This is a genomic window from Streptomyces sp. BA2, assembly GCF_009769735.1.
Lineage (GTDB): Bacteria > Actinomycetota > Actinomycetes > Streptomycetales > Streptomycetaceae > Streptomyces.
Genome location: NZ_WSRO01000002.1, coordinates 7108232 through 7134071, shown reverse-complemented (window position 1 = coordinate 7134071; position 25840 = coordinate 7108232). Strand labels below are relative to the sequence as shown.

The window sequence follows — 25840 nt, the reverse complement described above, 5'->3', positions numbered from 1 at the left end:
CCGCCGGGGACCGGGGGTGGTGAAGTGGGGCCGCAGACTGATCCGACCGGCGCCGAACGGGTGTGCGCCAGCGGTGAGTTGAGCCTGTCGCGGCACGACGCCGAAACCGCAGAGAGGGACTTCCTGACTGCCCTTGCCCTGGCCGGGGGCGGGGCGGGTGCCGCGACTCTCCGGGCGCGCGCCCATGTCGGCCTCGGACGGCTCCGCCTTGCGGCGGGGGAGGCCGAGGAGGGGGCCATGGAGTTCGGGCGTGCGCACGAGTTGCGGCCCGAGGCGTCCGAGCCCCTGCACTGGCTGGGGTGCGCGGCGGCGCACCGGGCGGCGTACGAGTCGGCGGACGAGCACTTCACCGCGGCACTCGACTGCGCGACCCCGCACCGCCGTTCGCGCGTTCAACGGGCGTACGCGCGGGTGCGGTTGGGGCGGTACGGGGATGCGCTGGTCGATCTGCGCACGGCAAGGGAAGAGGGCGCGCTGGACGCGGAGGCGCGGTGGGTGATGACGGCGCTGTCGGGTGGCGGGGCGGGGGGTGAACTCGCCCTGTTGTTGCGTAAGGCAGCGCTGGCCGGGTTGGGCGAGCAGGTCCAGCTGGGTGGGCCCGGCAGGCATGGCGGGGGTTTTGGGCGGGGGGTGGTTCGTGTGGGGGTGGGGCGGGGCGCTCGGCTTGTTGACGCGTCTCTGTCGCTGCTCGGCCCTGTTGAGCGAGAGTTCGTGCCCTTGTACGCCGTCGTCCTCCTCCTCGGTGGGCGGCGTGAAGCCGCCGTCGAGCTCTTGGAGGGTGCCGCCCGGCGTGACCCCGCCGACCACCGGATCACCCACACGCTGGCCCTCGCGCTGCTCAACTCGCCCGGGGAGCAGGGTTGGGAGCGGTGCGTTGCCGCCTGGGGTGCCCTCCTGCACGACGATGCCTTCTGGGAGCACCGGCGCGCCTCGGCCGAGGCCAGGTTCGGCGTGCCCGTGGAGGCGGCTCTCGACGCGGGGCTCCGGGCCGATCTGCGGGAGATGGTCGAGCGGCGGATGCCGGAAGGGGACGCCGGTGGCCGCGTGCCGCCGGGGGCGCTGCTTCAGCGGGAGGCTGACGCCGCCAGGATTCTGGCCGAGGTGGGTGGGTTCCCGGCCGGGGGCGGCGGGGAACCCCTGATGGGCGGGCCGTTACGTATCGCAGGGCTCGGCCTGGTCGACGAGTTCGGCGCCTATGCCGCGACGACAACAGAAGTCCTCACCGCAGAGCCCCAATTGACCTACGCCTTCTCCGAACTCGGTTTTGCCCAGCTCCTGCTCAAGCAAGACAAGCCTGCGGCTGCCCTCGCCGCACTCACCGAGTTGCGGTGCCCCAACTGCCGTGAGCGCAGCAAAGCCGTCGCCGCCATCTGCGAACCGGACTGCGGCCGCTTCGACGAGCTGAACCCCGCCTACGCCGGCCACCCCGACAAGCACCACCGCCTCGCCCGCGACGCCCGCGGCCTCGCACTGCGGGCCCGGCTCGACCTGGGGCGCCGCCAACTGACCGCCGCAAGCCCCGACTTCGGTGCCGCCGCGGCGTCCTGGCGGCGCGCCCTCGTGCACGGCAGAGAGCTTGAGCGCTACCGCGAGACCCAGGCGGTCGTCGTCGACCTGGCGCTCGGCGCGGCGCGGGCGGCGCATCGCGCGGGGGATCCGACGCGAGCCGTGGACACGCTGGAGGCGGTTCGCGCCATCACCGGCGCCAATGAACGGGGGCGTCTGGAAGGGCAGTTGGCGCGACTCCTCGCCGACCGGGGCATCTCCGCGGCCAACCGCGACGGCACCTTCCTCGACGCCCCCGCCGCGGACCTGAGGCGCTCCGTCGCCTTCAACCCGCATCTGCTGCGCGCCCAGGTCAGCCTCGGTGTCGTCCTGCGCGGGCTCGCGGCGCGGCGGTGGCGTTCGGGCAGTGTGTCCGGGGCCAGGTCAGCCCTGCGGGAGGCACTGGACCAACTCGACGCCGCGCTCACCCACTTCCCCGGAGACCCCGAGCTGACCGAGCAGCGCGACGCGGCCTTGGCCGACCTGGACCATGTCGCGGCGGAACGTCAAGAGGCAGGGCGGCAAGAGACGGAGCGTCAAGAGGCAGTACAGCCAGAGAGCGGGAGGTGACGGCGGCCCGATGCTCGCCTACGAGGAACTCCGCATCCGCATCCGCCCCATAGGCACGTCCCGTTACCTGGTCACGGCCAACGGCCCCGCGACCGCCGCCGAAGTGATCGCGGTGAACGGCGAGCCCGCGGCGTTCCGCGACCAGTGGGACCAGCTGATCTCGGCCGAGCTCGGCCTGGCCCCCATGGGTGAGCAGCACACGGTGGCGCAGCTCCGGGGTCTTGGCCGCGGTGTCTTCCAGCTGCTCTTCGGAGAGCGGGATCCCGGGCCGCCCCGCCCGGAAGGTATCGGCGCCTGTGTCGGCCTCGCACTGGAGCGGGCCCAGCGGATGCGCCCGGCGCGCGGGCTGCGGATCCGGTTCGACGTGCCGGAGGAGCTGCGCGACCTCCCCTTCGAGACGCTGTGCGCGCCGCCGGGGCAACCGCAGCAGTCGCTCGCCCTCAACCACGGGTACTCGCTGGTGCGTTCACTGCCGGGCGGCCCGCTGGGCCAGCGGCTTCCCGAACCCGCGGACGAGCCGAGCCTGATCCGGCTGCTCGTGGCCTGCGCGTCGCCCGTCGACGCGGGCCTCCCGCCCCTGCGCCCGGACACCGAAGTGGCCGCGCTGCGCCAGGAGTTGCCCGAGGTCGCCGTGCGGACCACGGTGGTCGAGCGGGCGACGCGCAAGAGCCTGGAGGCAGCTCTCGGCGCGCACTCCCCGTTGCCGACCGCCCTGCTGCTGATCGCGCACGGGACGTACGACCAGGAACTCGGCAAAGGTGTGGTGGCCCTGGAGACCGAGGGCGGCGGCGCTGACCACGTACCGGCCGATCTGCTCAGCGGGATCCTCCTGAAGGCGCCGGGGCTGCGCCTGGTCGCGCTCAACCTCTGTTCCGGGGCGGACAGTTCACTCGCCGAGCCCTTCTCCGGGCTCGCCCAGGCGCTGATCGGCGGTGGCGTGCCCGCCGTGGTGGCGATGCGGGGACGGGTGAGTGATGTGTCGGCGGGGCAGTTCAGCCCGGAGCTGTTCAAGGGGCTCGCGGCGAACCGCACCATCGACGAGGCCGTGGGTGCGGCGCGCCGCCGCATCTCGCATCTGCCGGGGCACACGGCGGTGGAGTGGGCGACGCCCGCGCTGTTCCTGCACGAGTCGTGCAGGCAGGGCTGGTTGTTCAAGGCGCGGGAGGTGCGGGACGACGGTGGCGCCGTCGCCGATCCGCTGCGCGAGGGCGCGGACGCGCTGCTGGCCTTCCAGAGACCCGTGGGGCACGTCGACTCGACGGTCCTGATCGGTGCGGCGCGGTTCCAGCGCGACCTGGGGCAGTGGGCGCAGGTGCAGCGGATACTGCGGGCCGAGACCCGCCAGTTCGAGGACGAGCAGCGGCGGCTGCGCGGCGAGGCGGCGTTCGAACTCGCCTGGGAGGAGCTGGAGAAGCTGTGCGCGCTGCTTGCGGCGGAGCGGGACGCGGACGCCGTCGTAGCGCAGTTCGAGTCCCTGCGCGACGCGCTGCCCGGCCCTCCCCCGACCTGCCTCACTATGGAAGTGGAGCGGCTCCGGCATCTCACCGGGCTCGCGGAGCGGGCGCGTGCCGCCGAGGAGGCCGGTGACTGGGCGGAGGCGGTCGCGCGGTACGAGGAGCTGCTCTCCGCGCACCCCGCGGGCCTCAGGGACACGGCGTCCCGCCTCGCCGAGGCCCGCGACGAACTCCACGTGTCGGAGGCCTTCGGAGCCGCCGAGCGGGCCCGTCACCGCATGGACTGGGCGTCCGCCGCGGCCACGTACGCCGATGTCCTCGCCCGGCGGCCCGGACACCGGGGCGCCGTAGCGGGCGCGGCCTATGTGGGCGGCCGGGTCGCGCAGGACGCCGGCGAGTGGGGCACGGCGGAGGCGGGGTACGCGGCGTGCGGAGGGTTTGAGGACTCGGCGGCTCGGGCGGCGTACGTACGCGGGCGTGCTGCGGCCGAGGCGGCGGAGTGGGGAGCGGCGCGGTCGGCGTTCGCGGAGGCGGAGGCGGAGGCAAAGGCGCTGAAGGTGGGCGGCGGCGATGCGCCCCCGAGGCAGACCCCCGGCGAGACCCCCGGCCAGTCCCCCGGCCCTGATCTCGCCCGATGGGGCGCCTACGCCACCGGACGCGTCGCTGAGGGCGCGTGCGCGTGGTCCGACGCGGTCGAGGGGTTCGCCGATGCCGGTGACTTCCTGGACGGGGGTGTGCGGCTGCTGTACGTACGGGGGCGCTGTGCCGCGGACCGTGAGGCCTGGCCGGAGGCGCTCGCGGATCTGGAGGCCGCGGCCGCCCAAGGGTGGGACGCGGAGCCGTGGTTGGGCGGGCTGCGGGAGCGGATGTACCAGGAAGCGCTTGACGCGGCGGGCGTCGGGAACTGGACCGACGCCCTGACGAGCCTCGACCTGTTGCCCCTTGAGTACCGCGACGTGCGGCCACGCAGGTGCTACGTCCAGGGCCAGGTGGCGGCCTCGGGCGGCGACTGGCCGAAGGCGGCGGACGCGTTCGCGGAGTGCGTCGCCGCGGGGCCGGCCGTTGAGGGCGGCGGGCTCGACGACGCGGACGCGCTGCGGACGTACGCGCAGGGCCGCCTCTGTCAGGACGAGTCGCGCTGGCAGGACGCGCTGGCCTGTTTCGCCCGGCTGTCGTCGGACCTGCTCGACGTGCCCGACCGCCTCCTGTACGTACGCGGCCGGGTCGCCGACGCCCGCGCCGAGTGGGCGGGTGTGATCGACGGCTTCGGCCGGCTGCCCGACACGTACGCCCACGGCGAGGTGCGCGACCGCCGCCGTTATGCGCGCGCCCGCGTCGCCGCCGAACTGCGGGCTGACTGGAGCGCGGTCCTGAGCCTGCTCGCCGACGTCCCCGACACGGGCCGCGCGGGAGCGGTCGGCGCCCTGCGCCGCAAGGCGGAGGGCCGCTTGGCGGAGGCGGCGGGAGACTGGGCGGCGGCCTGCGAGATCTACGCCCGGGGGCTCCCCGCGGCGGAGCCCGAAGCGGACGGCGACGACCCCTCCCGCCAGAGCCCCGACCCCGGTCAAGAGCCCCTCCATCTCCATCTCTACGCCCTCGCCCGTACCCATGAGCTCAGCGGCGGCTGGGCCGATGCCCTCCTCGCCTACCAGGCGTTGCCCGACTGCTGGGGCGATGTCGTCGTGCGGCGGCGGTACGCGCAGGCGCGGATCGCCGAGGGCGTCGCCGCGAGCCCCGCGGAGTGGCGTGCCGTCGTGGCCGCCTTCAGTTCCGTGGAGGCCGAACCCGGAGTGTTCGAGGACGCCGCCCGTCGCCGGAGGTACGCCCAGGTGCGGCTCTCCGAGGCCGAGGGGGACTGGGGCCGCGTCCAGGAGGGAGCCGCCGCGCTCGGGGACCACCGGGACGCCGCCGCGCTCGGCGCCTATGCGCGCGGGCGCCTCGCCGATGCCCACCAGGAGTGGCAGCAGGCCGCCGACGCCTTCCGGCGGTGTGCGGGGCATCGGGACGCCGACGCCCATCTCGCCTATGCGCAAGGGCGGTTGCTGGAGACCGCGGGGCGGTGGAGCGACGCCGTCGCCGCGTACGAGCGGGCCGGCGGCGGTCTCGACCGGGCCGACGCGCGGTGCCGCAGGCTCAGGCGGCTGCTCGAACTGCTGCCGTGGGCGGACGGGCTCACCAGCGCCCCGCTCGTCGCCGATCCCTTCGCGTCCAGCGACCCGACGTACCCGTACTTCGCGCTGCGCGACGCCGGCGTCGACCCCGGCGCCACCATGGACGCCGTCAACGACGCCTCGTACACGCTCCTCGAACGCGGCGGCATGACATGGTCCGAGCGCGTCGCCTGGGACCGGCTGCGGCTTCCGGCGCGGCGGCTCCAGCTGGACGCGCTCCTGTACCGGTGGCACTCCCCCGCCGCGCTGCGCGACGCGATGGCCGGGCTCTCACCGGACGAGGGTGTGGGGGCTGGACTCCTAGGGGATCTGTGCGGGCGCTTTCCGCGGGACGCGCCCCTCCTGCTGCTGCTCGCCCGTGACCGGGAAGCGGCCGCCGCCGAGTGGGAGCGACGGCTCGCGGCGGCGCCGGGCGACATGGCCGTCGTCCATGGACTCGCCGCCGCCCGGCTCTGGCAGGCGCAGGAGCTGGAGCAGAGCGGGGCCTGGGAACACGCCGTCACCGCCTGGGAGTCCGCGCTGGCCTATTGGGCGACGCTCCTCAGCGACGACGAGTACTGGGACGGCTGGCGCGCCGAGCGTGCCGCCTGCTACGAACGGGATCTGGCGAGCGAGGACACCGCCCAGCTGCGTCTCGAGCTGAGCCGGTATCTCTTCGGGCAGCTGTCCGCCTGCGAACAGCGGCACACCGAGCAGGAGCGCCCCGAACAAGCCGCCGCCTACCTGGAGTTGGCGGCCCTCCTGGAGGCCGAGCTGGGCGCGGCCCGCGTCCTGAAGGACCTGGGCGGCCTGCGCGACGTGCCAGGCGCGGGGGCAGCCCCGCTCGCCTGCGGCCCCCGCTACCTGCGCCTGCTCCACCTGGAGGCTCCCCTCGGCGCACTCGCCGCCGCCCTGGACGCGGCGGCCGAGCAGGGAAAGGACCCCGGCGTCTACGCGGTACGCGAACTGCGCTGGGCCTTCTCGGAGTTGGCGCAGAGCTTCGTCCTCTCCGAAGTCCACAAGTTCGAGCCCGCCCTGCGCGCGCTGCCCGCCTTCGCCACCCTCACCACGCTGCCCGCCGACTGCGCGGGCCCGGCGTCGGCCACCGCACCGGCCGAGCACATCGAGGCGTGCGCGCACTGCCAGGACTTCCTGCGCCGCAATCCCGCGTACGTCCAACTGCCCGAGCGGCAGACCAAGTTGCTTCAGGACGGCGTCGAGCTGGCCGTGCGCGTACGCCTGGCCCTTTCCCGCACCGCCCTCACCGACGGCGTGGGCGGCCTCGACCGCGCCCTCGCCGAGTGGGCCGAGCTCGTCCGCGTGTCCCGGCGGGCCGGTATGCAGGCCCGCAGCAAGAAGGCGGTCGTCACCGCCGTGCTCGGCCGCGTCGAGGCCCTCGTCGACCGGGGTGGCGCAGAGCGCGGTGACTGTCTGGACGAAGCCGTGACGCTCGTCGAAGCGGTACCGCCGGTCCTGCACCCCCTCGACCGCGACCTGGTGAACCAACTCAACGCGAAGCTCTCGGCGTTGCTGTCCATGCGCGGAGTGTGGCGGGGCTACACCCGCACCAAGTACGACATGCGCTCCGACGCCTACGGGGCCGAGGCCGACCTGCGCCGCGCCCTGGCCCTCAACCCCGCGTCCAGCCACGCCCGCGACAATCTGGCGCGCGCCCTGGTCTTCACCCTCGACGCGCACACGCACACGATCCCGGGCCGCCTGGAGATCCTCCACGAGGCGCTCGGCCTCCTGGACGTGGGCCTCGGGCAGGCCCTGACGCACGGCTACCGGGAGACGCTGGGCGAGGCCCTGGACGAGATGGAGCGGCTCCTCGCCCAGGACCTCGGGGTGGACGGGCTGCGTGACCTGATGCGCAGTGACAGCGAGGAGGCGCCGCCCGACGAGAACGAACTGGGCGTCTGGGCGTCCTTGTTGACGGACCGCGCGGAGGAGTCACTCGCCCGCGGCGACATCCGGCGGGCCCTGCACCATCTGATCCGCGCCACCCGCGCCGACCCGACGAACAGCCGCATCAGGCGCGCGCTGCTGGACGCGGTGCGGCGGCGGCTCGACGGTCTCATCGACAGTGCGGCAGGAGGAGACGAACAGTGATCAAGGATCCGTCGACGAGCTGGGACGGCGGCCCGTACCCCTACGACGCGCTCGCCGAGGTGGGCGTCACCCCCGGCATGTCGCACGCCGACCTTCAGGACGTCTCCTTCGAGCTGCTCGCCCGGCGCCTGATGACACCGGCCACCCAGCAGGCCTGGGACGAGCTGCGTGTCGTACGCCGCCGCATGGTGGCCGAACTACTGCTGTACGACGTGGACTTGCCCTCAGAGCTACCGGCGGCGGACGCGGCGCTCGACGCCGCGCTCGCCGTGCGGGAATCCCTCGGGCGCGAAGGTCCGCCCCCGCAGACGCTCCCGGAGGAAATCGTGCAGCTCCTCGACGACCTCATCACCTTCGACATCTGAGACTCCCGTCCCACCCCAGACATCCGAGGAGCCCCCCTTCGATGAGTACGCAGGACCCGTCCCCCGCGACGACGGCCACCGCAGCCCGCCTCGCCTATGAGAACTCCCTGGCCCTCGCCGCGCGGGACGCCGCCCACCGCGCGCTGACCGAACAGCTCCTTCTCGTGCTCGCCGACGCCCTGGACTCCTTCGACCGGCTGCTCGCCGAGGGCAAGACGGCCACCCCGGATTCGTACCGAAGAAGCCTCGAACTGATCTCCCGTCAGCTGGAAACGGCCATGATGGGACAGGGAGTTGAGCCCGTGGGCCGGGTCGGTGAGCGCGCCGATCCCGCGACCCACCACGTCGCCGAGGTCCGCGCCGCACCGCCCGGTGCCGCCGACGACGAGGTCCTGGAGATTCTGCAGCGCGGATATCGATACCGGGGGCGCGTCCTGCGCGCCGCCCGGGTGGTCGTCGCCGTGACGGGCGGCCCCGAGCAGGGAACGGAGCGTTCATGAAGGCCATCGGCATCGATCTCGGCACCACGAACAGCGCGGTCGCCGCCCACGATCCGCACCGCGCGGACATCGCGGTGCTCACCAACAGCAAGGGCGAGCGGCTCACCCCGTCCGTGGTGGGCCTGGCCCGGCAGGACCGCCCACACCAGCCGCTGGTCGGCGAGGACGCGCTGAACTGGGCGATCAGGCAGCCGAAGGACACGGTGGTGTCCGTGAAGCGCCTGATGGGCCGGGACTTCGCGGACACGTCGGTGGCCGAGGCGCGCGGCAGGCTGAGTTACGAGATCGTCGCGGGGCCCGACGACGACCCGCGCGCCCACGTGGTGCTCGGCGACAAGACGCTGACGCCGGCCGATGTCTCGCGGATGATCCTGGAGAAGCTCGTCCAGGACGCGACCCGGACCCTGGGCGAGCAGGTGACGCACGCCGTGATCACCGTGCCCGCGTACTTCCGTGACGCACAGCGCGCCGCGACCCGTGAGGCGGCCGAGCGGGCGGGCCTGGTGGTGAAGAAGATCGTGGACGAGCCCACGGCCGCCGCGGTCGCCTTCGGCCTGCACAAGCCGGGCGGCGAACGCAGCCGGGTCCTGGTCTATGACCTCGGGGGCGGCACCTTCGACATCTCGGTCCTGAACGCGGTCAAGGACCGGGAGGGCAACAGCCAGTTCCAGGTGCTGCGTTCGGCGGGCGACATCTGGCTCGGCGGCGACGACTTCGACCTCGCCATCGTCGAGCGGATCATCCAGTGGATGCGGGACGAGCACCAGGTCGACCCGTCGGGCGACAAGGCGTTCCTCTTCCAGGCGAAGAAGGCCGCCGAGCGCGCCAAGCGTGAGCTGAACGACCTCGACGAGACGTACATCGTGATCCCGGCGGCCTACCGGAGCCAGAAGGGCGTGCTCGACGTCGAGATGACGCTCTCCCAGGGCGAGTTCAACGCGATGATCGCTCCGCTGGTGTCCCGGACGATGGACCTGGTGACGGAGACCCTCGGCCGCTACGAACTGGCGCCCACGGACATCTCCGACGTCCTCCTGGTGGGCGGCGGCACGCTCACCCGGCCCGTGTACGAGGCGGTCGAGGCGTTCTTCGGCAAGGACAAGGTCCGCAGGAACATCAACCCCATGGAGTGCGTCGCCTTCGGCGCGGGCGTACTCGCCGAGACCCTGGACGGCGTGGAGTGCCCCGATCCGCAGTGCGCGAAGGTCAACGACGACTCCGCGCAGGTCTGCGAGGACTGCGCGGAGAGCCTGGTCAACGCCCGTCCTGTCGGCTCGACGGGGCTGTACGAGTCGACGCCCATGGCCATGGGGATCGCCGCGGTCAAAGGCTCCCAGCGCGATGTGTTCGTCGAGATCATCCCGGCCGGTTCGCCCTACCCGCTGCCCGAGCCGCGGCAGCGGACCTTCCACGCGACCGACAGCCGCCGCATCCGCGTCCCGGTCTACGAGGGCGACAGCCAGGTGGCGAGCGAGAACCACGAGCAGGGTGTCGTCGAGTTCGACCTGCCGCAGGAGATCGAGATCAACCGGCACGTGGACGTGTCGTTCAACTACTCCGCCGATCGCATCATCACCGTACGCATCAGTGTGCGCGGCACTGACATGACGCTTGAGGCGACCCCGAACCGCGAGCGGCCGAGGACCCCGCCGCCGGAGACGGGCGCGGAGGTCGACAGCCATGTGCTGCGCGAGGAGCTGGGGTACGCCGAGCGGGAGGCCGACCACTTCCTGAAGCGGTACGGCACGTACATCGAGCCGGTGCAGGCGATGAAGGTGCGCCGTGACATCGAGCAGGCCCAGCGGGCGGCGGCGATGGGCGACAGCGGCGAGTACAAGCGCCTCACCGAGCTGCTCCTCGACGACGTGTTCCACCAGTGCGGGCTTGCCAGCCAGTTCCGGCAGGCCGAGCTGGCGTCGGAAGGCGCGCCGCCGGACACGGTGCGGCAGATCAACGAGGCGGTCGACTTCGTCAAGCAGGCCCACCGGCAGGGCAATCGGGTGCAGACCGCGCAGCAGGCCCGCAACCTCCGCAGTCTGGTGGCGGTGGCCCAGTCGGAGCGCCGGGTGCGGTCGCTGCCCGACCGGCCCGACTACGGCGGCATCCTCCAGGTCGGGGAAGACACGGTCGACGGATGACTTCAGCGGTGGGGCGCGCCCCTGTGTGCCTCGGGCTCGACTTCGGCGGCACGGGCCTGCGCGCGCTGTTCGCGCTGCCGGGGCAGCCCGCGCGCCGGCTCGACGCGGCGGTCGTCGACCGGTCGGACTGGCCGTGGCTGCTGTGCGAGCCCGCCCCCGCGGGGGTGCTTCCCGTCTCCTTCCCCAGCCTCAAGAGCCGGGTCGGCGGCGGGCGGCCCGTCCGGGCGCAGGGGGCGCCGTTCGAGCCGGAGCGCCTGGTGGTGCGGATGCTGCGGCTGCTGCGGGAGCGCCTTGAGGCGGAGACGTCGGGGACGCTCGCGCAGACCGTGATCAGTGTGCCCGCGGCCTACCGGTCGGCGCAGCGTGCGGCGCTGCGGGACGCGGCGCAGGAGGCGGGGCTCGCGCCCACGCGGCTCATCAGCGACGCGATGGCCGCCGTCGTCGGACACGCTTCGGAGCGGGACAGCGGCACCTTCCTCGTGTACGGGATGGGGTACGAGGGGTTCGAACTCGGCCTGGTCCGCGGTGTACGGGGGCACTACCGCGCGCTCGGCCACGAGGGCGCGGCCACCTCGGGCGGGCGCGCCTTCGACGGGGAGGTCCTCTCGTCGGCGGTACGGCTGCTTCGCAGGCACCGCGGCCCCGGGTCGGTGTCGGGGGTGGACCCCGAGGTGTGGCTCGCGCTGCGGGCGCGGGCGCAGGAGGCTCGGGAGGCGCTGAGCACGCCGGGGAGCGCGGGTGCCGCCGAGCTGTCCCTGGACGTGGGGACGGGGCCGCCGCTGGATGTGCGGATCACCCGGCCCCATCTGGACGCCTACCTAGCCCTGCATGTGCGGCGCACGGTCGACCGTGCGCGGTCGCTGCTCGACCAGTCGGGGATGACGCCCGCGGACGTCGACACGCTGCTCCTGACGGGTGGCAACACTCTGATGGAACAGATCGGTTCGGGGGTGGCCGAGCTCGGCGGGCACCGGGTGCAGGCACCGCCCGAGCTGCTCGCCCTGGGGGCGCTGAAGCACGCGGTGCGGCTCGCGGGCGGGGCAGGCGGGTCCGCCGCGCTGGAGGAGGGCCCGCTGCAGCCCGCCGACCCGGCCGAGGACACGCTGTCGGACGCGCCCGCTCTGACGGCCACGCTGGTCGGGGGCGCGGAGCAGGCGTGGGAGGCCTCGCCGCGCAGGGATGTCGAACAGGCGCGGCTACTCGCGGGGCAGGGGCGCGCACAGGAGGCGGTGACACTCCTGCGGGAGATCGTCGCGGAGGCGGGGGCGTTGCTCGACGAACTGACGTCGATGCCGCCGCCGGCCGCCCCCGACACACAGACGCCACCTCCGGCCGACCGGATCGCTCTGCGTCAACTAGCCCGCGCCGAGAACCTGTTGGAACTCGGTCGCTACGAGGACGCCGTACAGGCCTCGCACGCGGCATGGATGGGGGCGGCCACCAGACCCGCCGGGGCCGACGTGCTCGACGCGATGATCGACGTGCACTGCGCGGCCGCGATGGCCGACACGTCACCCCGCCACTTCCCCGACGCCGAGCGGTGGCTGCGGTGCGCGTACGGCCATGACCCGACCAGCGAACGCGTACGCGGACTGCTCGCGGAGCGCACCTACCGGCACGCGGTGGAAGTACAGCGTCTCGGGGGACGCGATGAGGCGATTGAGGCCCTGGGGAAGTGCCTCACATGGAATCCTGAACACGCCGATGCCGAGGCCCTGTTGCGGCGGTTGAACCGCGACGGGCACAACCGGCGAGGCCCGAGAACAGGGGGAAGCGTTTGACGCCCGCAGAACTGCTGGACAAGCAGAAACTCATCGACGAGTTGCAGCGTCTGGCAGCCCATCCGGCGCTCGCACCGCGTTCGGCCGAACTGACCGTGCTCGCCAAGGACTTGAGGCCCGCGCACCAGCTCGACCGATGGGCCGAGGTGGACCTCGTGGACGCCTACGTACGCCCCGAGAGCATCCTGACGCCGCCCGCAGGGCAGGCGGGGCGGCACGACGGCCGCCTCGAAGCTGCGCTCGGCATCCTCGTCTTCATCCCGCTCCTGGTGACATGGTTCGGACTGCGGGAGGCGGTGCGGGCGTATGGGGAGCTGAGCAAGGAGGACCCCAAGGAGTCGACGCGGCCCTTCCTCCAGCTGTGGCAGTCCGGCTTCGGCGGGCATCTGTCGACTCTGGGCCGTTTCGAGAACGTCGCGCTGATGGCGGTGCTCCTGATCGCTCTCCTCGTCCTGCTCTCCGTGTGGCACGCGCGGGTGCGGGCGCGTACGGAGCGGGAGGAGGCGGAGCAGCAGAGCGAGCGTGAACGCCTCCTCGCCGAACTCGCTTCCGTCCTCACGCGTACGCAGATGGTGCTCGTCCCGCACCGGAGCGCCTCACCCCAGCAGTTCGCCTCCGAGCTCACCAAGGCGGCCACCCAGATGCGGCAGCTCGCGTCGAAGGCGGCGACGAGCCACAAGGCGCTGACCGACACGACGACGGCGGTGAGCACATCCATCGACGCGCTGAAGGCCTCGGCGGACGCGCTCACCGTCGAAGTGCCGAAGCTGGGCGTCGCGGCCTCCCGCATAGAGCAGACCCTGCGCGACGGCCGTACGGCGGCGGACAAGGCGAGCGTGGCAGGCGCGGACGCGGCGCGCGGCATCGCCGACCGCGTCAAGGCGGCGGGCGACACGGTCGAGGCGTCCCTGAAGTCCCTGATCGCCGCCCAGCAGTCGCTGGTCACCAAGTCGGAGTCGGTGGCCGAGGCCACCGACCGGGCCTCGCAGGCGCTGGTCGCGAGCACGGGGCGTACGGGCGACGCGGTGGACGGGATGCGCGAGGCGACGGAGCGGTGGGACGCGGCGGCGGCGCACTGGCAGGACGCGGCGGCGCGGCTCGACGCTCGGATCGGGGCGCTCGCCGGGGCGTCTGGCCTGCATGGTGCACCGGCCGTGGTCGCTTCGACCCTGCTGGGGACGGAGACCGTGCCCGCTTCGGCCGGAGCCGCGGGGAACGGACATGCGTGGGGCGGCGGCTCGAACGGGCAGGCCGTCGACGACGCCGAGGATTCCGATGACACCCTCCGGAGCGAGGAGACCCTCCGGAGCGATGACATTCTCCGGAGTGAGGAGACCCGTGCCCTGCACGCCCGCGGACGTCACATCCCCTCCCCGGCGGAACCGGTCGACGCGCCGCCACGGCCCCCGCACCGGCCGCCCGGCGGGGGCGACGCGTGAGCCGAACGCGGCGCCGGGGGCGCATCAGCGTGGTCGTCCTCGCGGGGTGGCTCTTCGCCGATCTGCTCCTCGTCCTGGCCCTGGTGTCGATGGCCGACCGCCCCGACCCCCTGGCCGACCGCCCCAAGGCGTCCAAGAGGGAATCGAAGCCGCCGCCCTCCAAACCCCCCACGGGCCCCCGCTCGGTGGAACTGCGGCCGGAGGAGTTCCGGGTCAAGGGCACGGACAAGGGCGAACTCGCCACGCAGATCCACAAGAACACCGGAAAGTGGGCGGGCCGTGAGGCGGCGCTGGTGCTGACCTTCGGCGGTTCCAGGAACGGCGAGGCGTACGCGCACCGCGTCAACTCGCTGCTCGGCAAGGGCCGTCCGGACATGTTCACCAAGAAGACGGCTACGGACGACTTCCACAACCTGGGCGACCCCGTGTCGACGGCGAAGGTCAGGGTGTACTTCTACACGACGCCGGGCGGCTGACCCATGACGAACTGGCACCCCGGCGAGCGCCCGCCGGACGACGTCTCCGGGCTCCCCTTGCCGAGCCTGCCCGCCTTCCCCGCGATGCGCGGCTACGCCCAACTGCACGCGACCATCAGGAAACTGGGCTTCCGCCACGCGGCCGACGCCCTCCGCGCCCCCGCGCCCGCGCACGCTTCGGGGCAGTCGACTCAGGCGCTGTTCGGCACGCTGCCGAAGGCCGAGACCGACGACGGCTTCCGCATCCTCGACGGCCTGTGGTTCCCCGCCCGCGGCGGCCTGTGGCAGCGCGCCGATCTGGCGTACGTCCAGAAGTGCCGTGCCCAGTGGATCGCGTCGGCCTACCCGCGCGCCCTGGACGTGGCCGCCGTCGTGGACATCCTGGAGACCGTCGTACGCGACGACCCGATGGGCCTGCGCCGCATCGTCCTGTGGGAACTGTGCTGCCGGCTGAGCGACGGCACCGCGGAACGGAAGCCCGGGGCCGCCCGCACACCACCCGCCGCCGCGCACGCCGTCGCCCTCGGCGTGCACCGCGGCGAGGCGGGGCCGCTCGTGGACGCCGTCGCCGCCGTCCGTTTCCCCGCGGCCGGTGACGCCCGGCACGCCGCCGAGACCCTCAACAACATCTGGCCGGGCACCCGGCTGCGCGAGGCGGAACGGCTCGCGCAGCTGATCGCCCCTGCGCCCACGGATCACGTACTGGCCGCGCTGCTCGACACGCTCCGGGCCCGGTCCGCAGCCGTGCGTCAACTTATCGACACAGCAGAGGAGTTGAAGTCCAAGGGCGACCTCCGTGGCGCGGCCGGCGCCTGGCTCGGCGCCCTGCGGCAGGCCCGCGACGACGTGGACGCGCAGGCCGGTCTCCTGCGCGTCGCCGCGCTCCTGGCCGACGCTCCCTCCGCCGCGAGCGAGTCGGAGGTGACGGCCTCCGTCGGGGAACGGACCGTACGACTGTCCTGGCACGCCCCGAGCCACCACGACCGGGACACGGGCACAGGCGCAGGCACAGGCACTGATACTGGCACGGGCACTGGCACGAACCCGGTGTCGTACCGCGTGCTCCGGTACCCCGACGACGCTCCCGAGCTCGCCGTCGAGGTGTCGGCGGACGACACCGCCCTCGCGAGGGCCGACCTCGATCCCCCCACCGGGCGCCCGCTGCGTTACGCCGTGTTCCCGATGCGCCGGGGCCGCATCGCCGGGGTACCGCGCGTCACCGCACAGGTGCTGCTCACCCCGGACGTCTCGGAGCTGCGCGCCGAAGCGGTGCCGGACGGCGTGCGGCTGCGGTGGCGGCCGGAGCCCTCGGCCCTGGAGGTCAGTGTCGTACGCAGGGCCGAGGGCGAAAGCGGCCCGGGGCAGCGGGTGTTCTGCGAGCACGACCGGCTCCTGGACACACCACTCGCCGTGGGGCTTTACGTCTACGAGGTCCGGTGCGCCTACCCCGGTCCCGGCGGCCGGCTCGTCCGGTCACCGGGGCGCACCGTCACCGCCCGCGTCGAACGCTGGCCGTCGCCGGTGGAGGAGCTCTCCGTGCGGCGCCTCGATGACGGCCGCGTACGCGTCGCGTGGCGTCCGCCCGCACGCGGCGATGCCCATCTGGTGCCGTGGTTCGCGCACCATGTGCCGCCGGGCGCGGACGTGTCCGAGCACGTGGGCCGCCTCACTCCGCCCGACGGACCGCCGCCGACCTCCGTCGACGTGCTGCCGCCGCCCCGTGAACGGCTGCGGATGACGGCCGTGAGCGTGCTCGGCGACCGCGCGGTCTCCGGCCCGAACGTGGTCGTCGAACACCAGGGGGAGGTACGGGACCTTGAGGTGCGGCGGGTGGCCGCCGACCGCGCCGAGCTGCGGTTCGAGTGGCCCGAGCCCGCCGTCCTCACGCTCATCTCCTGGGAGGACGGCGAACGCGGCGGTGAGCGGCGCGTGGCCCGCAGCCAGCACGTCTCGGGGCGGCCCGTGGCGCTCCAGGTCTCCCCGGCGGAGTGCCGGTTCACCGTGACCGCGCTGCCGAGGCCGGATGCCGTGGCCATCGGCGCGCCGTCCGCACGAGCCGTGCTGCCCGCCGCGCCACCACCGGTACCGCCGACTCCCGCCCCCTGGTGGCGGACGTGGTGGCGGCGATGGCGTACGAAGCAGACACCCGCGCCCTCTCACAGCGCCTAGGCCCGGACCTCCGCTAGCCCCGAACCTCCGCCTCCGCCCCGCCCCCGAACTCCAGGAGCAGTCCCGCCCGCAGTGCGATCGTGCGGCCCGGCTCCACGTCCCGTACGGTCCCGTCGTCCTTCCGCGCGGTCCACACGTCCTTGGTGTGGTTGGTGAGGCCGAACCTGCCCGGGTTCTGCGGGTGTGCGGTCACCTCGCCCACGACGGCCCGGAAGTCGTGCCGGTCGGGGTACTCGACCAGGTGATGGGCGTAGACGCGCGCGCTCGGGGCGAGCCTGATGCCGCGCCGGGTGCGCGATGTCCCCGTACCGGTGACCAGTTCGAGCCGCGGCGGCAGCACCAGCGTACGACCGCATTTCCAGCAGTCGGGGGCCGCGCCGTCCGGCTGCGTGAGGTTCTGCTTGCCGCAGGAGCCGCACTGGGTGATGGCGTCGAGGACTTGGCTCAGGGCGTCGCACCACTGCGACTCGCGGACCCGCTTGACCGGTGTCCGTACCCCCTCCGTGAAGGTACGGATGAACAGGTCCCGCAGGATCGGCGGAAGGGCGCCCCAGGTGGCGACCACGGTCGGCTGCTCGCCGGGCACGGGTCGGTTGCGGGCGTCGGACGGGTCGTAGATGAAGACGGGATCGGTGCCGTAGAGGCGCCGTTTGGCGGCCTCGTCCATGCAGCGGATCTGCAGGGCCTGCGCGCCGTTGAACGGGTGGTCGTTCATGAGGAGCAGGAAGAGCAGGACGGCGAGCGAGTGCAGGTCGGTCTGGGTGCCGGGCTGCGCCCCCTTGTCGCGGCGGACCAGCTCGGGCGCCATGAAGTCCATCGTCCCGGCGACCGCGGCGGACTCGCCCTCCACCACCGCGTTGTCGTTGTCGCACACCAGGACGTCCCCGGTGTGCGGATCGAAGAAGATGTTGCCCCAGTTGATGTCGCGGTAGGCGATGCCTCTGGAGTGCAGCGAGCGGTACGCCTCGACGGTGTGCAGCGCCACGGTGACCAGCGTGCGCATCGTCGCCGCGGACACCGAGGGGTCGCGGCGGAACAGCGCGGGCAGGTCCTGGAAGCGCGCTGGGCGTACGTCCATGAGATAGCCGAAGCCCGGTTGGCTGCCCTCCGGGTCGAGGACGATCGCCGTGGGCCACAGGAAGCGGTCGTCGCTCCAGCCGCGCGCGATGAGCCCTTCGAGGATCTGCCGCTGGCGGGCGTCGGCCAGCTGCGGGTAGTACCACTTCAGCGCGCGATCGCCCTGTGGCGTCGTGACGCGATAGACCTCTCCCTGGCCGCCGGAGCCGAAGAGTTCGGCGACCTTGACCTTGTCCCCCGACTCGGCCACCAGGGTCTTTCCGGCGGCGAGCATGCCGTTCACCATGCGGTTCCTCTCTCGGCTTCCTGTTCGGCTGAGCTTTCGGTCTCAGCGGCTCCCGTGGTGGCCGCGAAGGCGCCCACGAACGTGGTGTCGTCACCGGAGTACTTGGCGGCCCGCTCCAGCCAGTCCGCGAGCTGCGCCTGCACGGCGGGCACGCCCTGCGCCGCGGCGCGTTCGGTGACGCCGGTGGCGAAGTCCAGGAATCCCTGGTGGTCGGCGAAGCTCTTGGAGAGGCCGTCGGTGGAGAGGAGCACGACCGGCGGCGCGCCCCCGGTGAAGGGCTGCCAGTGCGACCGCATCTTGCGCCAGGGCTCGGGCTCGCACAGCGAGTCCGTCTCGTCCCCCATGTCGGGTCCCGTCGAGAGCGGTGTGTGCGGGGTGCCGTCCGCGTCGACGAGGACGATGTCCCCGTCGCCCAACTGCCAGCAGAACAGCATGCTTTGAGTGACTACGGCGCCTATGAGGGTGCTCCCGTACACGGCGAGGTCGGGCTCGTCATCGGCCGGAGCCGACAGGCGGCGTCCGCCGTGCGCCGGGGAGTTGCAGTCGTGCAGGAGCGCGCGCTCGCGCCAGCGGTGCGCCACCTGCTGCGGCAGCCTGCGGGCCTCGGCGCGCAGGGCGTTCCAGCCCGTCGCGTCGGCGCCCACCCGCACGGCCTCCCGGGCGAAGCCCACCGCGCACGCGGTGAACTCCTCGACAGCCCACCAGGAGCCGAAGTCGCTGCGGAAGTGGGCGGCGGAGCCGTGGCCGTCGGCGACGGTGAGCACCGCGGCACGCCCCTGCGCCACGGACAGGGCGCCGCAGCTGTCCTGGCTGTACTTCTTGCCGACTCCCTTGACCGTGGCGCTGAGCAGGGCCCAACTGGCGGTCTCCTGCTGGGTGCTTGCCGGCGTCGAGGGCCCGCTCACCAGATGTCGTCTTCGTCGCCCTTGGTCAGCGGCGCGGGGCCGAGCGGGGACGCGGGCTTGGCGTCCTCGACCTTCGGCGTCGACGCGTCCTTGACGACGGCTGTCGACATCCAGCGGATGGCCGCGGCGAGCTGGCGGGGGTTCTTGGCCTGCAGGGGCTCGAGCTCCGGGTTGCCGAGGAACTCCTTGAGCATGCTCTTGTCCGCGTCGTCCCCGATGGCCACCGCGACCCGCACGGCACGCTTGCCCCACGGCGTCGCGTCGATCTCCCGCAGGCCCGCGCGCCAGTCGTCGGTGGGCTGCCCGTCGGAGGCGAGGGCGAGGACCGGGGGCAGCGCGCGCTGCGGCATCGGCGGGGTCTGCAGCGCGCCCGCCGCGAGCTTGAACGCCGCGCCCATGTCGGTACCGCCGTACGTGTGCACGTCCTCCCAGGCGAACCGGTCCACCGGGGTCGGCTCACCCACGTGCCAACTCGCGCCGCTGGCAAAGGAGATGGCGCGCACGAGCAGCGAGGCGGCCGGGTTGGACTCGGCGGCCTGCTGCATCTCGGGGATGGCCTCACGGATGGCGAAGTTCAGCTCGCCGATCTTGCCGTTCACGCCCATGGAGCCCGAGCAGTCGAGCATCCAGATGAAGTGGACGGGGCGGTTGGCCATGCTTCCGCCGGGGAAGTTGTCGGCGGCGCCTTGGGCCTCGACGGTCACACTGGTGTCGCTGGTCTTCCTCACGCTGGTCCTCTCGCGCGTCGTCTGTGGAGCTGGGGTCAAGAGATTGGTCCTTGCGGTCCCGTCGGGCGTTGCGGTCCCCGCGGGCCTTACGGTCCCGTCGGGCCTTACGGTCCTGGTGGCCCTAGCGGCCTCGGCGGGCCTTGTGTCTGCGCCCGCACCTGTGCCTGCCGGCTGCGCCACGCGTTCCATTCCTGTACGCGCTGCTGCCCACGCCCCTGCGCGAGGCGGGCCAGCTCCGTGGCGACCTGACTCAGCGTCCAGTCGTCGAGCGCGGGGAGCACGGGCGCCAGAATCCGCGCGAGCAGTTCGTCGGCGACCCGCTGCCACTCCACCGTCACCCCGCGCCCGTGCCGGGGGCGCCACGCGTGGTAGAGCGCGGCGATGTGTGCGGGCTGGTGCGGCAGTGCGTGGATCCGACGCTCGCGTGCGCTGTCGTCGAGGAGGTACGCGCGGTACGGCCGCAGCACGTCGCCCTCCGCCGCCATCAGGAACCTCAGGCCCCGCGAGCGGCACAGGTCGACCGGATCCACCTCGGCGATGCCTCGGGCGATCAGCTCGTCCACTCCCCTGCGCAGGACGACATGGACGGGCGACGCCTGCCGCAGGGTGACGCCGAGCCCGTCGACGGCGCGGCCCACGGGAACCTTGCCGTCGGCGAAGTCCTTGGCCAGTACGAGGAGTTCCGCGGTGGCACGCTCACGCGGTCCGAGGGACACGGACAGGAGCGCCCTGGCCAGGTCCACCAGCTCGGCGTCGACCCGTTCCGGCTCCTTGAGCAAGCCCACAAGACGGATACCGAAGCCCGCGTCGATGATCAGACGCGCCGTACAGGTCCGGGCGAGCCTCATCACGTCGACGCGGTCGGGCTGCCGGCCGCCCCACACAAGGCGCCACAGCAGCTTCAGCGTCTCGACGTCGTTCACCCGCCGCCCCGGCAGCAGCTTGGTCAGCGCGCCGAAGAGCTCGGCGCCGCGCGGGCCGCCGGGCTCCCTCCTCCAGCGCGCGGCCGCTTCGGCGAGGCGGACGGCGAGGGGCGCGTCATCGATGTTCCTCAGCAGCCACTCCCCCTGCGGGGCGTTGGCGAAGTCGCGCAGCCGGTCCAGTTTGTGGTCCGTGAGGTGCAGGGCGAGCAGCTTCAGGACCCGCCGGTTCAGACCGGTGTGGCCAAGGGCCTGAAGGACCTCGACGGCTTCGGCGCACTCCCGCCGCCCGGGGTTGAGCAGAGCCCTGGCGAGCCGCTGCATGGCCTCGTCGAGCCCGCGCCCCGCGTCCGCGCCCATGGCCAGCGCGAGCCGCAGCGGCTCGGTCCAGGTCTCCATGGGCGCGCGCAGCCTGCGGCGCAGCTCGTCGTCCGCGCGCCCGCCGAACTCTCCGCGCAGCCGCATCCGGGCCTCTGTGCTCAGCGGCAGCCGTTCACAGGCGGCGAGGTCGGGCAGCGTGCCCTGGGCCTCGGCCACGGACATGTAGTGTCGGACCAGGGCGAGGGCGAGGGGTTCGGCCGCGGCACGGTCCTCGGCGCCGAGCTCCTGGCACAGCGTGTACAGCTCGTCGATGACGGGGCTGCCCGCGCTCTGCTCGGCCACAGAAGCGGCGTGGGCGCGGACGACGTCACGGCGGGCGTCGCCGGACATCGCGACCAACTGCCGTACGTCGAGGGTGGGTCGGGCCAGTGCGAACGGATCGTCGTCGGCGCCCGGCTCGGGCGGTGTCCCCTCGATCCACTGCCGGGCGGTCACCTCGGCCCAGGTGTCGGGGACCGGCGTACTGCCCTGGCCGCCGATGCCGTCGTGCACGCGGTAGATGTGGTCGAGCGTCGGACCGTCGAAGCGGTCGAAGTCGGCGTCAGGGCCGATGCCGAGGATCTGCTGCGGCGCGCGCCGAGGCTCCGCCGTCCACGTACTGAACGTCAGCGAGGCGGCGTACGGCCTGGGCAGCGAGGCACAGGCGAGAGCCACCCAGTGGGCCACGGTCCGCGGATCGTGTTCGGCGACGACGATCTGCCGCCCGGCCCGCTCGTCGAACAGCCGGCGCACGTCGGCGAGGAAGGGTTCGACGCGGGACGCGTTCTCGCGGGCGAAGTCGACGAGCCGCTCCGTCACCAAGTCCAGTGTGGACGCCGGGAGTTCATCGAGCGAGTCCACATGCACGGCGTCGACCTGCTGTTCCGCACCGACGGTGGCGCAGAGGAGGGCGCCGCCTCCGGGGAGCCTGCTGCGGCTGAGTCCTCTACGGTGACCGACGGCGAGCACGTACTCGGCCACCTCAGCTGATTCCAGGGACTGTTCCTTCTCCTGCTCCTGCGGTCCCGCCGGTGCGGGGATCAGACGGACGGCTCCGGTGACCGGCTCCTCGTCGAGCCGATAGCTGAGTCGGCGGATGGCCATGCCACATTGTGACCACCCGCGCGCCTCGATCGCAGGCCGTCCGCCAAGTTTTCACCTTCCTCGGGAATCACTCGGCTCACGGCCCGCTCCCCGGCGGCGCCGCGCACCCTTGCGGCGCCGGAGGGTTGGGTCCAACGTGGTCCCGGGCCGCCACGAACGGCCCCTTCCTCAAGATGCCTTCCTCAAGGCGATCGGAGTCGACGTGGCCTCCTCTTCCTCCTCTTCTTCCTCCTCCCCCTCTACTTCCTCCCCGTCCTTCCAGCTCCCCCATGCCCTTGTGGGCGACGGCCCCCACAAGGTGATCGCCGTGCACGGGTGGTTCGCCGACCGGTCGGCCTACGCGCCGGTGCTCGCGGACCTCGACCTCGCCTCGTTCCAGTACGCGGTGGTCGATCTGCGCGGCTACGGGGAGGCGAAGGACGCCGCAGGCGCATACACGACCTCTGAGGGGGCCGCCGATGTCGTCGGCCTTGCGGACCGCCTCGGCTGGGACCGCTTCTCGCTGATCGGCCACTCCATGGGCGGCTGCGTCGCCCAGCGGGTCCTGGCGATCGCACCGCACCGGGTCCGCAGGCTGGTCGGCGTCTCGCCCGTGCCCGCCTCCGGACTCGAACTGCCGCCGGAGCAGTGGGAGCTGTTCTCCGAGGCCGACCGGCTGCCGGGGAACCGCCGCGCGATCATCGACGCCACCACCGGCGGTGCACGGCCCGCGGCCTGGCTCGACCGCATGGTGGAACGCTCGCTCGACGTCAGCGACGCGAAGGCATTCCGTGCCTGGCTCGACTCCTGGGCGGGCGAGGACTTCCACGACCGGGTAGAGGGCTCGACCGTGCCGGCGCTGGCGGTGGTCGGGGCGCTGGATCCCGCGCTGGGGGCGGACCTGATGCGCCGGACCTGGCTGCGCTGGTACGCGCGCGCCGAACTCACCGAACTCAGCCAGGCGGGCCACTACGCGATGGACGAGACTCCGCTCGCTCTCATCCGCGCCGTGGAGGACTTCCTGCGCAAGGACGACGAGGGTGACGGCGAGGGTGGCAGCGAGAGCGGCGACGGCTCGTCGTGAGCGTCGAACCCACCGCCGCACCGGATGTGTTCGACCCCCGGCAGTACGCGGCCGGGGTCCCGCACGAGCGCTACCGTGTACTCCGCGACCGGCACCCCGTCTCCTGGCAGCGCGAGCCGCGTGTGCTCGACTGGCCCGCGGGGCCCGGCTTCTGGGCGGTGACACGGCACGCCGACGTCGTCCGCGTCCTCAGGGACTCCGTCACCTACTCCTCGCACCTGGGAGCCACCCAGATCCGCGATCCCGACCCGGACGACCTGCCGTTCATCCGCCGCATGATTCTCAATCAGGACCCTCCCGAGCACGGGAGACTGCGCCGCCTGGTGAGCCGCGCCTTCACCCCCAGGCGTGTTGAGCGCTTCGAGACGCTTGCCCGCGACCGGGCCCGCTCCCTGCTCTCGACGGCGGCGGACCGCGCCCGTGACTCCGACGGCACCTGCGATCTCGTCACCGCCGTCACCGACGACTACGCCCTGCTCAATCTCGCCGACCTCCTCGGCGTGCCCGAGAGCGACCGCGGCCTGCTCCTGCACTGGACGCAACGCGTGATCGGCTACCAAGACCCGGACGAGGCGGGCGAGTTGACGCTCGGCCCGGACGGCAAGCCGCTCAACCCACGCTCACCGGCGATGCTGCGCGACATGTTCGGCTACGCGCAGGACCTCGCGGCGCACAAGCGCCGCGTACCCGCCGACGACATCATGACCACCCTCGCGAACGACCCCGAACTGACCGCCCCTGAACTGGAGATGTTCTTCTTCCTGCTCACCGTCGCGGGCAACGACACCGTGCGCAGTGCGGCGCCCGGGGGCCTCCTCGCCCTCATGGAGCACCCGGAGGAGTACCGCCGCCTGCGCGAGGGCGAAGTCCCCGTTGCCACGGCGGTGGACGAACTGCTGCGCCATCACCCTCCCGTCCTCACGTTCCGCCGGACGGCCACCAAGGACACCATCCTGGCGAACCGGACCATCCGCGCCGGGGACAAGGTCGTCGTCTTCCACGCCTCGGCCAACCACGACGAACGCGTCTTCACGGACCCCCACCGCCTGGACCTGGCCCGCTCCCCCAACCCCCACGTCTCCTTCGGCGAGGGCCCGCACGTCTGCCTGGGCGCTCACTTCGCGCGCCTCCAACTCCGTGTCCTGTATGAGGAGTTCCGTGACGCGGGGACTGCGCCTCTTGAACTCGCGGGGCCACCCCGGCGCCTGGTCTCCAACTTCATCAACGGGCTGAAGTCGGTGCCGGTAAAGGTGAAGTCAGTGCCGGTAAAGGTACCGAAGGCACAGTAACTCGGCGGCCCCGCGGCCATCGGATACGGTTCAAGATCTACTGCGAGCCCGCGCGCGAGCCCCGCGCGCCACCGACCACGGAGACTCCCGCATGCACGGCGCAGCCGTCCCCGCAGCCGATGACGACTACCACGACGACATCTTCCCGAACGTCGACGCCCCCGATGACGGCAGCCGCTGGCAGGCCCCCGCCGACCTCGAAGAGCACCTGTACGAACTGTGCGAGGCCGACGACCGGTACACCTACCTGCGGGCGATAGCCGTCACCGGCCTGTACCGCCCGGTGTCGGCGGCCGATATCGAACCGGGCGCGACCGAGCGCCCGGTCCTCACCGTGGACCTCCCCGACGGCCGCCGGATCGCGCAGATGTACACCGCCGGACTGCTCCCGCGCCCGCACCCCGAGGTCGTGTACGAGTTCGTCACGCTGGGCACGCTCGCCGCCGAACTGCCCGACGACATCGACATATTGGTGGTCAACGCGGCTACACCCTGTCAGCAGTTCTATCTGACGACCGATGAGGAACGGGACGTCTGGGGGGACCTGCACGCGGACCTCTACGTCGACGGCCGTCTGCACGACCGCATCGACACCCGCCGCACCGGCGCACCGGAGTCCCCCACCCTGCTGCACGGTCTGGCCTGCGGCGCCCACCTCTGCTTCGCCAACGGCGACGCCTGGAACACCCTGGACTGGCACGGCGCTGGCTACAACTCCGAGGTCGAGCGTCTGGAGGAGTGGTGGGGCGTGCACGGCCGCGAGGACTGGATCGACACGCAGGAGCGGCTACTGAACCGTGAAGTCAGCCCGTGGTACTGGGACTTCGTCCTCGGCGCCCGCACGTCGCTGATCGAGCAGTTCGGCCCGCGCGTCGACCCCGAGCTGTGGCGCCAGTGCGTGGAGGTGACGATCCGCAACCGCATGGCCGAGACCGGCGGCCACGATTCCCCGCACAAGCCGGGCGACGACCCCGACCTGGACGACTTCGTCGCCGCGCTGCGCGGCCTCGTCGGAAAGATCATCCGCTACGAGGCGCGCTTCCGCGCCGACGACCTCCTGCCGCCCGACGGTCACGTCCGCACCATCGCGGCGTGGGACATCGGGCGGGCGTCGAAGATGGCCCGCTGGGGGCGCGGCGCCCGGTACGCGACCCATGCGGAGCTGGAGGCGGCCGTCGAGCGCGCGAGCCACGCGGCCCGGTCGGCGTACACCTCGTGGGAGGAGTTCTCGGCGGGCTACGTCCTCGGCCGCTGCCTCCACTTCGACGAGGAGCAGTTCGGCGACTGGTACACGACGGTGCTCCAGGCCCACCGCGAGCTGGTCTCGGATCCGGACAGCCCGTGGCTGGCGGTGCCGTTCGCGTAGCCCGGCAGCCACTCGGCGCCCCCCGCATCCCTCCGCTCACCTG

16 protein-coding genes are annotated in these 25840 nt (G+C 72.8%); 12 read left to right on the top strand and 4 right to left on the bottom strand.

The features are described 5' to 3' along the window. Nucleotides 1–24: 24 nt before the first annotated feature. The 9 genes from E5671_RS34820 to E5671_RS34780 are packed head-to-tail and all read left to right on the top strand — an operon-like array spanning nt 25 to nt 16699. Nucleotides 25–2115: a tetratricopeptide repeat protein gene (locus tag E5671_RS34820; RefSeq protein ID WP_160507821.1), complete on the top strand. Its 2091-nt coding sequence runs from the start codon at nt 25–27 to the stop codon at nt 2113–2115. A 10-nt stretch (nt 2116–2125) separates the two neighbouring features. After that, on the top strand, nt 2126–7831 hold the full coding sequence (locus E5671_RS34815) for a CHAT domain-containing protein (protein ID WP_160507820.1): 5706 nt from the start codon (nt 2126–2128) through the stop codon (nt 7829–7831). Next, nucleotides 7828–8196 (top strand): hypothetical protein, encoded by a 369-nt coding sequence (locus E5671_RS34810; RefSeq protein ID WP_160507819.1) that lies wholly within the window; start codon nt 7828–7830, stop codon nt 8194–8196. The genes E5671_RS34815 and E5671_RS34810 overlap by 4 nt, the downstream gene beginning before the upstream one ends. 41 nt (nt 8197–8237) lie before the next feature. Next, complete coding sequence (locus tag E5671_RS34805) at nt 8238–8696, top strand: nucleotide exchange factor GrpE (protein WP_160507818.1); 459 nt, start codon at nt 8238–8240, stop codon at nt 8694–8696. Beyond that, nucleotides 8693–10834: an Hsp70 family protein gene (locus E5671_RS34800; RefSeq protein WP_160507817.1), complete on the top strand. Its 2142-nt coding sequence runs from the start codon at nt 8693–8695 to the stop codon at nt 10832–10834. Before E5671_RS34805 ends, E5671_RS34800 begins: the two co-directional genes overlap by 4 nt. Then, the gene (locus E5671_RS34795) at nt 10831–12615 is read left to right on the top strand and encodes an Hsp70 family protein (protein WP_160507816.1); all 1785 of its coding nucleotides are present in this window, start codon (nt 10831–10833) and stop codon (nt 12613–12615) included. Before E5671_RS34800 ends, E5671_RS34795 begins: the two co-directional genes overlap by 4 nt. Further along, a complete protein-coding gene (locus tag E5671_RS34790) occupies nt 12612–14054 on the top strand; it encodes a hypothetical protein (RefSeq protein ID WP_160507815.1) in 1443 nt (480 codons plus the stop codon). The genes E5671_RS34795 and E5671_RS34790 overlap by 4 nt, the downstream gene beginning before the upstream one ends. Continuing rightward, nucleotides 14051–14530: a hypothetical protein gene (locus E5671_RS34785; RefSeq protein WP_336605929.1), complete on the top strand. Its 480-nt coding sequence runs from the start codon at nt 14051–14053 to the stop codon at nt 14528–14530. The genes E5671_RS34790 and E5671_RS34785 overlap by 4 nt, the downstream gene beginning before the upstream one ends. A gap of 3 nt (nt 14531–14533) precedes the next feature. Then, complete coding sequence (locus E5671_RS34780; RefSeq protein WP_160507814.1) at nt 14534–16699, top strand: hypothetical protein; 2166 nt, start codon at nt 14534–14536, stop codon at nt 16697–16699. A gap of 13 nt (nt 16700–16712) precedes the next feature. Here E5671_RS34780 and E5671_RS34775 read toward each other — a convergent pair whose 3' ends face one another. The 4 genes from E5671_RS34775 to E5671_RS34760 form a co-directional block, all read right to left on the bottom strand. Next, nucleotides 16713–18062: a serine/threonine protein kinase gene (locus tag E5671_RS34775; protein ID WP_202121379.1), complete on the bottom strand. Its 1350-nt coding sequence runs from the start codon at nt 18060–18062 to the stop codon at nt 16713–16715. Next, a complete protein-coding gene (locus E5671_RS34770) occupies nt 18056–18967 on the bottom strand; it encodes a protein phosphatase 2C domain-containing protein (protein WP_160507813.1) in 912 nt (303 codons plus the stop codon). Before E5671_RS34770 ends, E5671_RS34775 begins: the two co-directional genes overlap by 7 nt. Beyond that, on the bottom strand, nt 18964–19623 hold the full coding sequence (locus E5671_RS34765) for a vWA domain-containing protein (protein WP_160510596.1): 660 nt from the start codon (nt 19621–19623) through the stop codon (nt 18964–18966). The genes E5671_RS34770 and E5671_RS34765 overlap by 4 nt, the downstream gene beginning before the upstream one ends. A 176-nt stretch (nt 19624–19799) precedes the next feature. Continuing rightward, nucleotides 19800–22079 carry a GTPase-associated protein 1-related protein gene (locus E5671_RS34760; RefSeq protein ID WP_160507812.1) on the bottom strand — a complete coding sequence of 760 codons (2280 nt, stop codon included), beginning with the start codon at nt 22077–22079 and terminating at the stop codon, nt 19800–19802. 277 nt (nt 22080–22356) lie between these two features. Here E5671_RS34760 and E5671_RS34755 point away from each other — a divergent pair, with 277 nt between their 5' ends. The 3 genes from E5671_RS34755 to E5671_RS34745 all read left to right on the top strand — a co-directional run bounded on the left by E5671_RS34755 (nt 22357) and on the right by E5671_RS34745 (nt 25797). After that, on the top strand, nt 22357–23142 hold the full coding sequence (locus tag E5671_RS34755) for an alpha/beta fold hydrolase (protein WP_336605928.1): 786 nt from the start codon (nt 22357–22359) through the stop codon (nt 23140–23142). After that, nucleotides 23139–24431: a cytochrome P450 gene (locus tag E5671_RS34750; protein ID WP_160507811.1), complete on the top strand. Its 1293-nt coding sequence runs from the start codon at nt 23139–23141 to the stop codon at nt 24429–24431. Before E5671_RS34755 ends, E5671_RS34750 begins: the two co-directional genes overlap by 4 nt. A 91-nt stretch (nt 24432–24522) precedes the next feature. Next, on the top strand, nt 24523–25797 hold the full coding sequence (locus tag E5671_RS34745) for a DUF1266 domain-containing protein (protein ID WP_160507810.1): 1275 nt from the start codon (nt 24523–24525) through the stop codon (nt 25795–25797). Nucleotides 25798–25840: the final 43 nt, after the last annotated feature.

Excerpts from the sequence above, each read along its gene's own strand:
- E5671_RS34815 (WP_160507820.1), top strand. The coding sequence starts at position 2,126 with ATGCTCGCCTACGAGGAACTCCGCATCCGCATCCGCCCCATAGGCACG.
- E5671_RS34805 (WP_160507818.1), top strand. The coding sequence starts at position 8,238 with ATGAGTACGCAGGACCCGTCCCCCGCGACGACGGCCACCGCAGCCCGC.
- E5671_RS34800 (WP_160507817.1), top strand. The coding sequence starts at position 8,693 with ATGAAGGCCATCGGCATCGATCTCGGCACCACGAACAGCGCGGTCGCC.
- E5671_RS34795 (WP_160507816.1), top strand. The coding sequence starts at position 10,831 with ATGACTTCAGCGGTGGGGCGCGCCCCTGTGTGCCTCGGGCTCGACTTC.
- E5671_RS34780 (WP_160507814.1), top strand. The coding sequence starts at position 14,534 with ATGACGAACTGGCACCCCGGCGAGCGCCCGCCGGACGACGTCTCCGGG.
- E5671_RS34775 (WP_202121379.1), bottom strand. The coding sequence starts at position 18,062 with ATGGTGAACGGCATGCTCGCCGCCGGAAAGACCCTGGTGGCCGAGTCG.
- E5671_RS34765 (WP_160510596.1), bottom strand. The coding sequence starts at position 19,623 with ATGGCCAACCGCCCCGTCCACTTCATCTGGATGCTCGACTGCTCGGGC.
- E5671_RS34760 (WP_160507812.1), bottom strand. The coding sequence starts at position 22,079 with ATGGCCATCCGCCGACTCAGCTATCGGCTCGACGAGGAGCCGGTCACC.
- E5671_RS34745 (WP_160507810.1), top strand. The coding sequence starts at position 24,523 with ATGCACGGCGCAGCCGTCCCCGCAGCCGATGACGACTACCACGACGAC.